General features: G+C 43.0%; 14 protein-coding genes and 1 riboswitch. Of the genes, 12 read left to right on the forward strand and 2 right to left on the reverse strand.

All coding sequences use genetic code 11. The annotated features are described in order from the left end of the window. Positions 1-22 precede the first annotated feature (22 nt). From leuB to cobI, 7 genes are all read left to right on the forward strand, one after another. Positions 23-1090 (forward strand): 3-isopropylmalate dehydrogenase, encoded by a 1068-nt coding sequence (gene leuB / locus JEY82_RS10620; protein ID WP_304085366.1) that lies wholly within the window; start codon positions 23-25, stop codon positions 1088-1090. Positions 1091-1170: 80 nt separating this feature from the next. Further along, a complete protein-coding gene (locus JEY82_RS10625; protein WP_304085367.1) occupies positions 1171-2517 on the forward strand; it encodes an MATE family efflux transporter in 1347 nt (448 codons plus the stop codon). 36 nt (positions 2518-2553) lie between these two features. Continuing rightward, a riboswitch (cobalamin riboswitch) is annotated at positions 2554-2755 on the forward strand. Positions 2756-2869: 114 nt separating this feature from the next. Continuing rightward, positions 2870-3769: a sirohydrochlorin cobaltochelatase gene (locus JEY82_RS10630; protein ID WP_304085368.1), complete on the forward strand. Its 900-nt coding sequence runs from the start codon at positions 2870-2872 to the stop codon at positions 3767-3769. Between the two features lie 37 nt (positions 3770-3806). Then, positions 3807-4853, forward strand: a complete 1047-nt coding sequence (locus tag JEY82_RS10635; protein ID WP_304085420.1) for an iron ABC transporter permease — start codon at positions 3807-3809, stop codon at positions 4851-4853. Continuing rightward, the gene (locus JEY82_RS10640; RefSeq protein ID WP_304085369.1) at positions 4850-5635 is read left to right on the forward strand and encodes an ABC transporter ATP-binding protein; all 786 of its coding nucleotides are present in this window, start codon (positions 4850-4852) and stop codon (positions 5633-5635) included. The genes JEY82_RS10635 and JEY82_RS10640 overlap by 4 nt, the downstream gene beginning before the upstream one ends. After that, positions 5589-6464, forward strand: a complete 876-nt coding sequence (locus tag JEY82_RS10645; RefSeq protein ID WP_369681159.1) for an ABC transporter substrate-binding protein — start codon at positions 5589-5591, stop codon at positions 6462-6464. Before JEY82_RS10640 ends, JEY82_RS10645 begins: the two co-directional genes overlap by 47 nt. An 11-nt stretch (positions 6465-6475) precedes the next feature. After that, a complete protein-coding gene (gene cobI / locus JEY82_RS10650; protein ID WP_304085371.1) occupies positions 6476-7189 on the forward strand; it encodes a precorrin-2 C(20)-methyltransferase in 714 nt (237 codons plus the stop codon). Here cobI and JEY82_RS10655 read toward each other — a convergent pair. Beyond that, positions 7186-7494, reverse strand: coding sequence for a GIY-YIG nuclease family protein (locus tag JEY82_RS10655; protein WP_304085372.1), 309 nt, complete (start codon positions 7492-7494; stop codon positions 7186-7188). The two genes, cobI and JEY82_RS10655, sit on opposite strands and share 4 nt — an antisense overlap. A 209-nt stretch (positions 7495-7703) precedes the next feature. Between JEY82_RS10655 and JEY82_RS10660 the strand changes: the two genes are divergently transcribed. The 5 genes from JEY82_RS10660 (at position 7704) to JEY82_RS10680 (ending at position 13336) form a co-directional block, all read left to right on the forward strand. Continuing rightward, the gene (locus JEY82_RS10660) at positions 7704-9701 is read left to right on the forward strand and encodes an ABC-F family ATP-binding cassette domain-containing protein (protein ID WP_304085373.1); all 1998 of its coding nucleotides are present in this window, start codon (positions 7704-7706) and stop codon (positions 9699-9701) included. Positions 9702-9706: 5 nt separating this feature from the next. Next, on the forward strand, positions 9707-10129 hold the full coding sequence (locus tag JEY82_RS10665) for a (deoxy)nucleoside triphosphate pyrophosphohydrolase (RefSeq protein WP_304085374.1): 423 nt from the start codon (positions 9707-9709) through the stop codon (positions 10127-10129). A gap of 10 nt (positions 10130-10139) precedes the next feature. After that, the gene (locus tag JEY82_RS10670; RefSeq protein WP_304085375.1) at positions 10140-11012 is read left to right on the forward strand and encodes a methylenetetrahydrofolate reductase; all 873 of its coding nucleotides are present in this window, start codon (positions 10140-10142) and stop codon (positions 11010-11012) included. Positions 11013-11108: 96 nt separating this feature from the next. Further along, positions 11109-12137 carry an aspartate-semialdehyde dehydrogenase gene (locus JEY82_RS10675; RefSeq protein ID WP_304085376.1) on the forward strand — a complete coding sequence of 343 codons (1029 nt, stop codon included), beginning with the start codon at positions 11109-11111 and terminating at the stop codon, positions 12135-12137. Positions 12138-12385: 248 nt separating this feature from the next. Continuing rightward, entirely contained in the window at positions 12386-13336 is a 951-nt protein-coding gene (locus JEY82_RS10680) for an aminotransferase class IV (protein WP_304085377.1), read from the forward strand. A gap of 70 nt (positions 13337-13406) precedes the next feature. On the opposite strand, the gene JEY82_RS10685 is transcribed toward JEY82_RS10680, so the two are convergent. Next, positions 13407-14114, reverse strand: a complete 708-nt coding sequence (locus tag JEY82_RS10685; protein ID WP_304085378.1) for a CatA-like O-acetyltransferase — start codon at positions 14112-14114, stop codon at positions 13407-13409. Between the last annotated feature and the right edge of the window lie 46 nt (positions 14115-14160).

A 14160-nucleotide genomic window follows, 5' to 3' on the forward strand; every position in this document is an offset into this window, starting at 1 on the left:
ATAGAAGATTAAGGATAAGAGAATGAAAATATGCGTTATGCCCGGTGATGGAATCGGGCCTGAGATAATGGCTCAGGGGATCAAAGTTCTTGAAGTAATCGGTAAAAAATTCGGGCACGTTTTCGACGTTACCGAAGCTCTCATCGGCGGCGTTGCCATTGATGAAACAGGTGTTCCGCTTCCTGATGCGACGGTAAAAGCTTGCAAAGATTCAGACGCTGTTCTGCTCGGAGCGGTCGGTGGCCCCAAATGGGATACGATTGATCCTTCTATCAGGCCGGAACGTGGATTGCTCGGAATCCGTAAGGAACTTTCTTTGTTCGCAAATCTCCGTCCTGCTTCTCTTTTTCCACAGCTTAAGAAAGCATGTTTTCTACGCCCTGATATCGTTGAAAAAGGTATCGATGTCATGGTCGTTCGCGAACTTACCGGAGGAATTTATTTCGGTGAGCCTCGTGGTACTGGTGAAGAGAACGGCGAACGTGTCGGCTACAATACTATGGTGTATCGTGAGCACGAAATCAAACGTATTGCCAAAGTGGCCTTTGAAGCAGCTCGTAAACGCAGCAAACGTCTTTGTTCTGTTGATAAAGCAAACGTACTCGACGTTTCCCGCGTATGGCGAGAAGTTGTAATCGAAGTCGCTGCTGATTATCCAGATGTAGAACTTAGTCATATGTATGTAGATAACGCCGCTATGCAGCTTGTTCGCGATCCTTCACAGTTTGATGTAATCGTAACAGGCAATCTGTTCGGTGATATTCTTTCTGACGAAGCCGCAGTTATCACAGGTTCAATCGGCATGCTTCCTTCCGCTTCTCTTGGCGCAGGTAACCCCGGTCTTTTTGAACCTATCCACGGGTCTGCTCCTGACATTGCAGGGCAGGATAAAGCTAATCCTCTGGCAACAATTCTTTCTATTGCCATGATGTTGCGTTATTCCTTCAACCTTGCTGATGAAGCCGCATGTATCGAAGCTGCTGTTGAGAAAACTCTCAGTCAGGGACTGCGTACAGGTGATATCATGGACGAAGACGGAACTCTCGTAGGTTGCGTTGAAATGGGTAAAGCTGTTCTTAAAAATATCTAGTCGATATTTGCTATAAAAATAAGTTTATCAAAACCGCATGCTTATTTAAGAGGCATGCGGTTTTGTTTATGGATTAATAAATGACTGCTGATTTTTATTCCAAGCTTCATCCATTTGAGGAACGACCTAATAAAACTCTTTTGGTTTTGGCCGTACCTGTACTTTTTTCGATGATAGCAGAGCCTCTCACTGGATTGGTTGATACCGCTTTTGTTGCTAAAATCGGAACGGCCCCTTTGGCCTCTCTTGGTATCGGGACTATGGTTTTTTCATCAATATTTTGGGTGTTCGGCTTTTTGGGCATCGGAACTCAAACTGAAGTTTCACATGCGCTCGGTAAAGGGGACTTGAAAAGAGCTTCCTCACTTTGCTGGCTGGCAGTCGCTATTTCTGTGGTTTTGGGCATTATTCTGGCTGTATGCGTATTACCGTTGCTCGGATATATCTCGGCTATTATGGGGGCTGAGGGTGACGTGCACTCACTTGCTGTTGAGTATATGAAATATAGATTGCTCGGCGCTCCCGCAATTTTAATAACTCTGTCGTGTTTCGGTTCACTGCGCGGTTATCAGGATATGCGAACTCCTCTGTATGTCGCTGTCGGTATGAATTTAATTAATGTGTTGCTGGATTGGGGGCTCGTTTTTGGACATGGACCTTTTCCCGAACTGGGTGTTGCTGGAGCCGCGCTGGCAAGTTCACTTAGTCAGTGGATTGGCGCTTTTTGGGTGGTTTTTGTTGTAAAAAGGAAATATGGTTTTGACACTGGTTTTAGCTTAAGCGACGCTAAAAGGCTTTTCTCCATCGGCGGGGATATGTTTGTCCGTACCGGTGGAGTTTGTTTCTTTCTGCTTTTGTGCACTCGTTTTGCAACGAAAGCCGGAGCTGAATCAGGTGCTGCGCATCAGGCTATTCGGCAATTTTTTGTTTTTCTGGCACTTTTTCTTGATGCGTTTGCGATCAGCGGTCAATCTCTAGTAGGGTATTTTATAGGCAGTGCAAATAAATTGATGGCTCGCAAGGTTGCCATGTTGGTTTGCCAGTGGAGTTTCGGCACAGGGGTGCTTCTCAGCATTGCTATGTATTTTGGACAGGAACCCGTGAGCTGGTTGCTTGTACCTCAGGAAGCTGCCGCAGTTTTTGCTCCGGCCTGGCTTGCTGTGACTTTTTTACAGCCGATAAATGCACTCTCGTTTGCCACAGATGGAATCCATTTGGGCACGGGCGATTTTCATTATCTTAGAAATGCGATGCTGATTGCCGTTGGTGTAAGTTCTGCCATGCTGCTTGCTGTGGATTATTATAAGCCCGAGCATATGCTGCTTTGGATATGGATAATCGCCGGAGTCTGGACTTCACTTAGAGCTTTACTAGGTATGATCAGAATTTGGCCCGGAATAGGTCAAGGACCACTCTCTATTTCATAATATGTTAACAAGATTGACAGTAAGGGCGAAGCAGAATATCAATTTTTCTCTTGTGGTGCTCTAGCGAGCTTAAAAGGGAATCCCGTTAAAATCGGGAACGGACCCGCCGCCGTAAGTCCTGTGAAGTCAAACCCCATAATCGGATCTAATCCGGTTAAGCGTGCCACTGAAATTTATTTCGGGAAGGCCGGGTGAGATGGGACAAGTCGGAAGACCTGCCAAAGAATAACTCATGATCAGTTTTGACAGATAACGGGGCTTTTATCTGCCATAAATCTTTATTAGCGCATGTATGATACATGTGTTTATAAGGGCTGTACTAATTCAAGCCCCCAAATTAAAGGAGACTGTTATGCAGTGTCATTTTGGGGTTAAACAAAAAGCAGTTTCTGCTTTTATCATCCTCTGTTTTCTAATTATTCCCTCATTCGCTCTTGCCGGACACGGTGATTCCAAACCTGTTAAGAAGGGTATCCTTCTTGCCGCTTTTGGTTCAAGTATGCCGGAAGCACAAATCTCTTTCGACAATATTGATAAAGCCGTTAAAAAAGCTTTCCCCGGTGTTCCAGTTCGCTGGGCATATTCCTCGGCTATAATCAGAAATGTTTTGGCAAAAGAAGGCCGTACAGTTGATTCTCCTGTGACAGCTCTTTCTAAAATGATGGATGACGGCTTTACACATGTTGCTGTTCAGTCACTGCACACTATTCCCGGTGAAGAATATTTTGGTACCCTTGAAACTGCAATGAAGTTTGAAGGCATGCCGAAGGGAATGTCTAAGGTGGCCGTTGGTAAGCCGCTTCTTTATTCTGACGAAGATATGACCAGAACAGTTAAAGCTATTATCGTTAATATCCCTAAAGAACGTAAAGCTAAAGACGCCGTAGTTCTTATGGGACACGGAACTCCTCATTCTGCAAATATTTATTATCCCGGTTCTCAATATTATTTTTCCAAGATTGATCCTAAAATCTTTGTAGGAACAGTTGAAGGAACTCCGACTCTTGACGATGTGAAGGCTAAACTTGCTAAAAGCAAAGCTAAGAAAGTTTATCTTATGCCTTATATGTCCGTAGCCGGTGACCATGCCCGTAATGATATGGCTGGTGATGAGCCTGATTCATGGAAATCTGAGTTAACCAAAGCCGGATATAAATGCGTATCTGTCCTTAAAGGTTCCGCAGAATTTCCGCAGGTTGTAGATATCTGGGTTGATCATCTTAAGATTGCATTCAAAAGTCTTGATCACTAAATCGATTTAATTCAGGGGGCGGCAAAATATGGGAACAATGGAAAAAAGAAGAGTTCGCGCTGTTGCGGTGCTCTTTTTTCTCGTACCTGTTTCTGTTTTTGCCGCCTGCCTGTTTGGAGCATATGACACTTCCGTTGCGCAGGTTTATGATGTTTTTAAATCTGCAATTCTAGGCGGCGTGGAAAGTTCTGAATCCTCGCTTTCGTATATTGTAACGGACCTTAGACTTAGCAGGGTGTGTCTTTCTTTTCTTGTGGGGATGTCCCTTGCTGTTGCCGGAACTGTTTATCAGGGTATTTTGCGAAATCCTCTGGCTGATCCGTTTACTTTAGGGGTCAGCAGCGGGGCGGCTTTCGGCGCTAGTCTGGCTATTTTTTCGGGTTCAACAGTGCTTGGCGCGGGATTGTGGCTTAAGTTCGGTTCGCTTTTCCTGCCGCTTGCCGCGCTTGCCGGAGCTATGGCTGCTCTTGGCGCAGTGCTTATGCTCGGTAGAATCGGCGGCACTCTGCGGCGTGAAACTATGGTTCTCGCTGGAATTGTTGTGGCGACATTTCTTTCAGCTTTGATATCATTGCTTAAATCGCTCGATGAAGACTCCGTTACCAGTATTGTATTCTGGATAATGGGTAGTTTTCAGGGGCGCGGCTGGGAACATGTTACTTTATTTCTGCCGTACTTTATCGCCGGAATGATTCCCATAATTTATTATTCGCGAGAGCTGGATATCTTGTCACTCGGTGAGACACAGGCACGTCATCTTGGTATGGATGTATCAAGAGTAAGATTATTTCTGCTTGTCGGGTCTGGACTTTTGACAGGAGCGGCTGTTGCGGTTTCTGGAATTATCGGATTCGTGGGACTGATTGTTCCACATCTTGTCCGTATGTTTCAAGGAGCTGAACACAGACCGCTGTTGCTGTCCTCCTCATTGCTTGGTGGATTGCTTTTAGTCTGGTCGGACGTGATAGCCCGTTCATTGCTTCCCGGCGGAGAAGAGCTTCCGGTCGGAGTTGTAACAGCTTTGCTGGGTGGACCGTTTTTTTGCATTGTTCTGCGCGGTGGTTTCAGGGGAGCACGTTCATGATCTCCGTTGAAAATCTTTCTGCCGGATATGGTAGGCGTGAAGTGTTGCAGGGTATGAATTTAAGCTTCGCAACTGGTTCAATGACAGCGGTTCTCGGTCCTAATGGAAGTGGTAAAACCACTCTTGTTTCGTCTATTTCCGGTGTGTTACGTCCTTTATTAGGTCAGATAAAAATAGTTCAAAAAGATGTCCGGGATTATCGTCCTCGTGAACTTGCCGAGGTAATGGCTGTGCTGCCGCAGAAGGTCGAACCGGCCTTTGGCTTGACGGTTAAGTCCATGGTAATGATGGGCAGATATGCGCATGGTTCAGGCTTTTTCGGTTATGATAGCGAAGATGATGATATCTGTGTTGAAGCCATTAGGATGATAGGCATTGAGCATTTGATTGATCGTCCTGTTTCCCAGCTTTCAGGCGGAGAATTTCAACGGGTTTTAATGGCTCGCACTGTTTCGCAGCAGGCAAAGATAATGGTTCTTGACGAAGCCGCATCCGGTGTTGATGTTGCAGGTAAAATTGAACTTTTTGATATGCTGAAAAAAATGAACGGGCAGGGCGCAACTATAATTTGCGTGATTCATGATTTGAATCTTGCCGCACTTTACTTTGACCGCTTGGTGTTTTTATCAAACGGCAAGGTTGAATTGGACGGATCTCCTGCTAAAGTTATTACAAAGGATAACATTGCAAGTGTTTATAAAACAGATGTTTCGATTGTTGAACATCCGGAGCTTGGTGTTCCTCAAGTCCTTTTTTCTCCTTCTGGTGATTATTCCGGTTAATTCAGCTTTTGCAGAAATTTCTGTAATTGATGATTTCGGTGACAAAGTTGTACTGAAATCTCCTGCTAAGCGAATTGTCGCTCTCTATGGTGCATTTAATGAGATACTTTTTGCCATGGATTTGGATGACAGGATTGTCGCCCGCACCGCCGGTGATGATTATCCGGCGCAGATTATAAAACTGCCGTCGATTGGAACTCATATGCGTCCAAATTCTGAACTTATCGTGGCGCTTAATCCCGATCTTGTTTTACAGATGGCGGGACGATCTCAGGCTAAAACCGCCCTTGAGCCGCTTAAGGAAAGGGGAATTCCTACTGCAATGTTTAAGGTTACTTCGTTTGAAGACCTTTATTCTTTGATCTGGAAAATTGGAACTTTGACTGGAGAGCCTAAGCGGGCGGAAAAGCTTGTTCATTCAATGATCGGGCGGCTTGATAAAGTTAAAAATAAGTACAGTAAAATAAAAGATAAGCCTGAAGTTTTTTTTGAGATTCGTTATCCGAATCTTTTGGCCGCCGGACAAGGATCAATCGTGTCCGATATAATTGTTAAAGCTGGTGGTGATAATTGCGTAGATAATCCAAAAAAGATTGTGCGCATGGGGGAAGAGGAGCTTCTGCGCCTTAATCCTGAAAATTATGTTTACCAGTCAGGGCGAATGAATCAATCCCCTGTAGTGCCTTCGGACAGGGCTCATTTTAAAATGATTAAAGCTGTTCGGTCAGGAAAAGTTTTAAAGGTTGATGAGTCTGTTTTTTCAAGGCCCGGTCCCCGTAATGTGGACGCAGTCGAGACTTTGGCTGATTTTTTATACAATAAAAATTAAAGAGAATATTAATGAGTAATTACGGTAAAATATATGGCATTGGTGTCGGTCCTGGAGATTCTGATTTGTTGACAGTACGGGCTGTAAAAATTCTTGGAAAAGTAGATGTTGTTTTTGCTGCATCTTCAACAAAAAATGATTATTCACATTCGTTAAGTATTGCGTCCGAATATCTGCATGAAGGGTGTAAGGTCGTAAGGCTTGGCTACCCCATGACTCGCGATAAAGCGAAGTTGCAGGAAGCGTGGGAAGAAAATTGTAAGATTGCCGCTGAATATTTAAGTGAAGGTAAAAGCGCTGCTTTTCTTACTCTTGGCGATCCGCTGATTTATTCTACTTTCGGCTACATGCTCCGCACCCTTAGAAAATTTTATCCTGAAGTTGATGTTGAAGTTGTGCCGGGGATTACTTCATATCAGGCGGCGGCGGCGAAATCTTGTCAGGTTCTTGTAGAATCAGGGCAGAATTTGCTGTTAACCTCGGGCGTGGCGGATGCGGATGAATTTGCTCATACCATTTCATGTGCTGACAATGCCGTTATTTTGAAAGCATACCGCAATTTCCCTGAACTTCGTAAGAAAGTTAAAGAATTGAATAAGATGGATGTGAAATTCTATACCCGTCTCGGGCTTGAAGGAGAAGCTATCTATAATGATATAGATGAAGTCCCCGATACAACGCATTATCTTTCTTTAATGCTGTTGACCGCATCTGATAAAGATTAATCTTCTTGAGGTCGTTTATCATCCGGTTGGTATTCGTCGCGCATCATCAAAGCTGCTTTTGTGAGAAAGACAGCTTTTTGCGCGGCTGGTTTTTGTTTTACAGCGTATTCAAGTTTATAAGCGGACTTTTTAGCAGGTAGCGGTTCGACTGCTTCAATTTCTACAGGAAGTCGTGCGCGGGTATATTTTGCACCTTTCTTTCCACCGTCATTATGTTCTTTCAACCTGCGCTTCGGATCGGTGGTAACTCCGCAATAGAGAGAATTATCTTTGCATCGGAGTAGATAGACGTACCATGTTTTCATAAGCGTAATGTACTCTGGACTACCGGGAAGGTCAAAAGGCTAAATTCATTTTTTTGATTGCGCCATTTCCCTTGCTTTCCTTGCCGCATGAAGATATTTTCCCCCTCTTATACTAAATAAAATTTGTGATTTATCAAAGTCTGCACGTTGCAAGCTTATATTATGCCTGATCTGCTTTTTTAGCGAAAATCCCCTCAATCGGAGAATTAATGCCTAAAGTTACTATTGCATCCTTGGAGAAATCTTATAACGGTGAAGATCTGTTCAGCGATCTAACCTTTGAAGTTATTGCCGGAATGCGGCTTGCCGTAACCGGACCTAACGGGTGTGGTAAATCTACGCTTCTCAAGCTTATTGCCGGAAAAATCGAGCCGGATGGCGGCGTTATTGCTATCTCTAAAACTGCCAGAGTCGGCTATGTTGCTCAGGAATTTACCGATGAAGATCTTGAGCATGGACTTCTCAGCTGGGTGCTTGCCGCGTTACCTTCATGGAATTGTTTGTGGAAAGAGTGGGAAAATGCCGCTCATACCAATGATCAGGCTTTGATTGAAAGACTTTCCGAACGTCAGGCAGATCTGGAGCATCAATTCGGATATAATCCTGAACACAAAGCCCGTACTATTTTGACGGGACTTGGATTTTCAGAGCATAATATGCTCAGTAAAATTGAAGAGTTGAGTGGTGGATGGCGCGAACGTGCCAAGCTCGGCAGAGTCCTTTTACAAGGCGCAGATATTTTACTGCTTGATGAACCTACTAACCATCTTGATCTTGAAGCTGTTGAATGGCTTGAAAATTATCTGTTAGCTTTTAGAGGCGTGGTCATATATGTCGCGCATGATCTTATTTTTCTTAACCGCGTCGGTACTCACGTTTTGTATTTAGGCGCAGGAAAAGCCGTTGTCAGACGCGGTTCCTTTACTCAGTTTTTGGAATGGCGTGCTGAAAATTCTTCGCAGCGTTCCCGTGAAGCCGTTAAACTTTCTGCTAGAATTGAAAACGAATATTCTTATATTAACCGCTTTAAAGCTCAAGCCAGAAAGGCCGCGCAGGCTCAATCTAAGCTTAAAAAAGTGGTTAAACTTGAGGAAGAACTTTCTCAGATTCAGGTTGAAACGGAGAGTCATCGCGCTGGGCGGAGTCTTGCTTTTAAGATGCCGCCTACTTCTCGCGGTGACAAGGCAGCTATCAGCGTTGTTGAACTTGAATTTTCATATGATGGACGGCCTCCGTCTCTCTGGCCTGTTCTGAATTTTCAGCTGTTCCGTGGCAAAAAAGTTGCTCTCGCCGCTCCAAATGGAGCAGGTAAGTCAACCTTATTAAAAGTTATACTCGGTCAGTTAAAGCCGAATGCCGGTTATGCAAAGATTGGACAGAACACCAGCCTTGCATATTTCAGTCAGCATCAAAGTGAAATTTTGCGAAGCGAGGCTACTGCTTTATCTGAAATAAGAAGACTTTGTGATCCTGATACAACTGAAGAACAGCTTAAAGGTGTGTTGGGTCTTTTCCTTCTTGGTCAGTCATATTTTGAGCGTCCTATTTCGGCTCTTTCAGGTGGAGAAAAAAACAGACTTATACTTGCCAGCCTCTTCCTTTCAAGGGCGAATCTGTTGATTCTTGATGAACCTACTAACCATCTTGATCTTGAGAGTCGTGAGGGGCTGATTGCAGCTCTTAAGGATTATGACGGAACTCTCTTTTTTGTAGCACATGACCGCCATCTTTTGACTGAAGTTGCCGAAGAAATTTGGGCACTGACTGATACCGGTGTCGAAGTTTTTCAGACTTTTAAAGGTTACGATAATCATCGTAAACAGGCTCTGACTGGCGTTGGAAGTTCTAGTCCGGCTTATAAAAAGCTTGAAGTAGAGGCTAAACCTGAGAAGCGTAAACTAACCAAAGAAGAAAAGCGTCGTCAGGCTGATATAAGAAATGAATTGTATAAAGACTTGAAACCTCGCCTTGCGAAGTATGAAAAGTTAGAGAAAGATCTTGAAAAAGTTCTTGAAGAACAATCTGAAATGGAAGAAAAGTTAAACGATCCCGGTCTTTATAATGATAGCGGAGCGGCTATCGAACTAAATTCCAGCTATTCTGAAGCCTGTTCATGGTCTGAAAGTCTGATGGAAGATATGGCTATCCTTGAAGAGGAAATAGCCGAGATTGAAGAGCGTAAAAAGCAGCTTTTGGAAGAGGATTAGGGCGCGTGACTGATCGAAACCCTGTATCTGTTGTTGCCGGAATTATCTGGGACAAAGGTTTATTTCTGTCGGCAGAACGTCCGAAAGGTAAAGATTACGCCGGTTGGTGGGAATTCCCTGGCGGCAAGGTGGAAAATGGAGAGTCTCTTTCCGAGGCGCTTGTCCGTGAATTGCAGGAAGAATTGGGAATTACTCCGTTAAAGTTTGACTTTTGGATGGAAAAGCTGGTTGATTATCCAGAGTATACTGTGAAACTCAATTTTTTTGATATATGGGAATTTTCAGGAGATGTAACATCATTGGAAAATCAATCATTTGACTGGTTTGATCTTGATAATGTAGTTGATGTAAAATTTTTGCCTGTTAATTATGAAATTCTTGAATTACTGAAAGAAAGGGAAAGAGCTGTTAAGGCCGTTGCCAAGTAAGGAGTGTTGCATGAAAATAGTTGATTTGATCGAAAAAAATAAGCCGTTTCTCTCTTTAGAGTTTTTTCCTCCTAAGGATAAAGAATCATGGCCTGCCTTTTTTGAGGTTGTTAAAAAGTTAAAGGTGCTGAATCCTCTTTTTGCTTCTGTTACTTATGGAGCAGGGGGCGGTTCTCAAAGCAGTTCGCTTGAAATTGTTAAGCAGATGAAACAGGACATGGGTATTGAGCCTCTTGCTCATTTAACGTGTGTTGGGGCAAGTCCTGAAAATATAAGTGATTTCATTAATTCACTTCGTGAAGCAGGGGTAGAAAATATTCTTGCGCTTCGCGGGGATGCTCCCAAAGATGTTGAAGGTTTTGATTTCAACACACAGGCTTTCAAACAGGCCTCAGATCTCGTTACCTATGTTAAAGATCAACATCCGGGTATGGGAATAGGCGTTGCCGGATATCCTGAAGCTCACCTTGAATCTCCTTCAATTAAAGAAGATTTTAAGTGGATGAAATATAAAGTTGATGAGGGCGGGCAATTCATTATTACTCAGCTCTTTTTCGATAATAGAGTTTATTTTGACTTCTGCGAAAGACTTGTCGGAATGGGGATCAATGTTCCGGTTGTTCCGGGCGTGTTGCCTATTATGAGCCTTAAGTCAGCCAAATTTATTCTTTCACTGTGCGGAGCTGCGATTCCCGGTAAATATCTCAGCGCGCTTGAAAAAGCACATGCTGACGGGGGAGACGAAGCTGTTTATCGTCTTGGAATAGATTACGCCACAAAGCAGGCTCAGGGTCTTCTCGACGGCGGGGCTCCCGGAGTTCATTTATATACTTTGAACAGAGCAAAGGCATGTCTTGAAATCGGACAGGCTTTGAAGTTTTAATTGGTCAGTTGTTGCGGTCAAGTTTTGATCATCATCAATAAAAATTAAACCTGATCACTTTTTTAAGTTTCAGATTAAAAATACGGAGGCAAAGCCATGAGTACTAAGAATCCCAGAGTTGCTGTTGTCGGTGCTACAGGTGCGGTCGGTCGCGAAATGCTTAAAGTTCTTGAGCAGAGAAATTTTCCCGCATCTGAAGTTGTTCCTTTTTCTTCTGCCCGTTCCGCAGGAACAAAAGTTACTTATATGGATAAAGAGTTGACCGTTATTGAGCTTAAAGAAGATTCATTTGAAGGATTTGACATAGCTCTTTTTTCAGCTGGCGGCAGCACTTCCGAGAAGTTTGCACCTCTGGCAGCTAAGGCTGGCTGTGTTGTTATTGATAATTCCAGCGCTTGGAGAATGGACCCTAAGATTCCTCTTGTTGTGCCCGAAGTTAATCCCGAAGACCTTGACTGGCACCCCGGCATAATCGCCAATCCGAATTGTTCTACGATTCAGCTTGTTGTCGCTCTTAAGCCTATTCATGACAAAGCTAAAATCAAACGTGTCGTAGTGTCTACTTATCAGGCTGTATCCGGCACAGGTCAAAAAGCTATCAATGAGCTTGAAACTCAGGTCAGCAGACTTTTTAATGGCAAAGAAGTTGTTTCTGATGTTTACCCGCATCAGATTGCGTTCAACTGTCTGCCTCAGATTGATGTCTTCCTTGATAATGATTACACTAAGGAAGAAATGAAAATGGTTAATGAAACTAAAAAAATTATGGGCGACGACTCTATTAAGCTTACAGCCACAACAGTTCGCGTACCTGTTTTCTACGGTCATTCAGAGTCCGTAAATATTGAAACAGTTGAAAAATTGAGTGCTGTTGAGTGTAGAAATATTCTCGCTAATTTCCCCGGAATAACTATCATCGATTACCCCGAAAAGGGGCATTACCCTATGGCAATTGATTGCGCCGGTGAAGATGATGTTTTTGTCGGTAGAATTCGTGAAGATGACACTATTGATAACGGTCTTAATATGTGGATCGTTGCTGACAACATTCGCAAGGGCGCTGCTCTTAACACTGTACAAATTGCCGAAACTCTCATCGAGCGCGGTCTTGTCCGTGTAGTTTAGCTGGCTCATTTCAGTTAGTCATTCAGGCCGATCTTTGATATTTCGAAGATCGGCCTTTTTTGTTTTTTTGTTAATTTCAGAATGCTAATTTTACTAATATGATTTAATGAAATAATTAGGGTTAATCCCTTGCCGAGTATTGCTTTTGTTCTGTAAGTTAGAAAGAGACTTTCGAGATAATCTTATTTCGAGGGTAAGTGGCGAAATCTGTCTTCTCGGGGATATGAATAAAATTTACGGAGTTCAAATTGATAAAAAAAGTAGGTAGCGAAGAATATATCGATGCTATGCTTGCCTCCATGCGTGCAGGAACTGATAAAGTTTGTGCTTTTTATGAGCATAGAATCGGGCTTGTTTGCACTGATCCTAAGTTAATGCTTATGCCGTGGGACGATCATCTGGTTCATCGCGGGGATGGTGTTTTTGAAACCATGAAGTTTGTAAATGGCAAATTGTATCAACTTGACCCGCATCTGCGCAGAATGAAAAGATCCGCTTCTACGATACACCTTCAGCCTCCTTGTTCATGGGAGGAGCTTGCTGATATTGTTCTGGATGTGTGCGGAGCTTCCGGTTGTGATTCCGGTCTTGTGCGTGTTCTGCTGGGTAGAGGCGGGGGCGGATTCGGTATCAATCCTTATGAATGTCCGGTTCCTTCATTATATATTGTTGTTTATAAATATGAGCCTAAGCCTGAAGAGTGGTATGAAAAGGGGCTTACAGCATTTAAATCCTCAATTCCTGCAAAGCAGCCTTATTTAGCGACAATCAAATCAATTGATTATCTACCGAATGTTTTAATGATGTTTGATGCAATGAAAGAAGGATTTGATTTGCCTTTCTGTTTTGACCGTCTTGGATTTTTAGCAGAAGGCGCAACGGAGAATGTCTGCATAGTTGATGCGGGCGGGACACTTAAAGTCCCAGAGTTCTCCAATGCTCTTGCAGGAACAACACTGCTTCGTGCCATTCAGTTGATAGCTGATGAAGTTCCTGTTGATTACTGCGCCATTTCCGAGGAAGACATACTCCTCGCAAAAGAGGTCATTGTTTGTGGAACATCAAATGATGCAGTCGGGGTTGTCAGATTTAATAAAAAACCGATCCATGATGTTAGACCCGGTCCTGTGTGTAAACGTATGCGCGAATTACTCGCTAAAGATCTAGAAGAGAATGGAACTGTTTTGAAGAAGTACTAAGCGATTAGTTTTTAATTTATTAAAATCATTACAGGTGGAAACTCTCATAAGAAAGTTTTCACCTGTTTTTTTAGATATTTATATGTTTTTCTGGATTAGAGCACATTTCTCCGAATAATTTAAAAAATTCGGCAATATGTCTGCCATCGGCTAGACTGTGAAGCAGTTCTATGGAGACAGGCAGAATTTTTTTGTTTTCTGCATTTTTTGTAACCTGTCCGAATAGTATTCTCGGAACGGAGTCTTCGTTGCAGTCACCCCAAGGGTTTGTGGCAGAAGTGAAAGCTACTCCATTGTTAATGCTGAAATATAAAAGATTTTGTTTATCTCCGCCTTTAGGTGTCAGGCTTGGATTGTTATCCGCATTTTGACGTGAGAATTCTATGTTTTCTGTAAGTTTTGCATAATTATCAGCGTATTGTGCCAAACAGTTTGCATGCAGTGAACGTCCCTTTGGAATATATGTGAAGGCTGGATGAACTTTGTCATAAATAACAGGTTTTCCATCTACGATTCTTGTTCGAAATTCAGGTAGGGCGTTGGCTGATTTTGTTGCAAAGAAATAAAGAGCATCTGAAAATCTGATTGATTTTGCGGATGACTTGATTCTTTTTCTTAACTCGCAAAATTCTGTGATGTCCTGTTGTATGGTAAAGCCGTACTGACATGATTTCATGGACTGGAAAAAAGTAAAATGCTCGCTTCTTTCCCAATTATCCATATCCAAATTATGCATGATGCTGTCTGTTGTAAGGGCTGATTCAGTTGTATTGGTCATTACTAATCCTGTTAATTTTTTTATAATTAATCCGAAAAAACAGGAT

Source organism: Maridesulfovibrio ferrireducens (genome assembly GCF_016342405.1).
In the GTDB taxonomy this organism is placed as follows: Bacteria; Desulfobacterota; Desulfovibrionia; order Desulfovibrionales; family Desulfovibrionaceae; genus Maridesulfovibrio; species Maridesulfovibrio ferrireducens_A.

What these genes read in the sequence shown, in the direction of transcription:
- leuB (WP_304085366.1), top strand. Translation starts at nt 23, where the DNA reads ATGAAAATATGCGTTATGCCCGGTGATGGAATCGGGCCTGAGATAATG.
- JEY82_RS10625 (WP_304085367.1), top strand. Translation starts at nt 1,171, where the DNA reads ATGACTGCTGATTTTTATTCCAAGCTTCATCCATTTGAGGAACGACCT.
- JEY82_RS10630 (WP_304085368.1), top strand. Translation starts at nt 2,870, where the DNA reads ATGCAGTGTCATTTTGGGGTTAAACAAAAAGCAGTTTCTGCTTTTATC.
- JEY82_RS10635 (WP_304085420.1), top strand. Translation starts at nt 3,807, where the DNA reads ATGGAAAAAAGAAGAGTTCGCGCTGTTGCGGTGCTCTTTTTTCTCGTA.
- JEY82_RS10640 (WP_304085369.1), top strand. Translation starts at nt 4,850, where the DNA reads ATGATCTCCGTTGAAAATCTTTCTGCCGGATATGGTAGGCGTGAAGTG.
- cobI (WP_304085371.1), top strand. Translation starts at nt 6,476, where the DNA reads ATGAGTAATTACGGTAAAATATATGGCATTGGTGTCGGTCCTGGAGAT.
- JEY82_RS10655 (WP_304085372.1), bottom strand. Translation starts at nt 7,494, where the DNA reads ATGAAAACATGGTACGTCTATCTACTCCGATGCAAAGATAATTCTCTC.
- JEY82_RS10660 (WP_304085373.1), top strand. Translation starts at nt 7,704, where the DNA reads ATGCCTAAAGTTACTATTGCATCCTTGGAGAAATCTTATAACGGTGAA.
- JEY82_RS10670 (WP_304085375.1), top strand. Translation starts at nt 10,140, where the DNA reads ATGAAAATAGTTGATTTGATCGAAAAAAATAAGCCGTTTCTCTCTTTA.
- JEY82_RS10675 (WP_304085376.1), top strand. Translation starts at nt 11,109, where the DNA reads ATGAGTACTAAGAATCCCAGAGTTGCTGTTGTCGGTGCTACAGGTGCG.
- JEY82_RS10685 (WP_304085378.1), bottom strand. Translation starts at nt 14,114, where the DNA reads ATGACCAATACAACTGAATCAGCCCTTACAACAGACAGCATCATGCAT.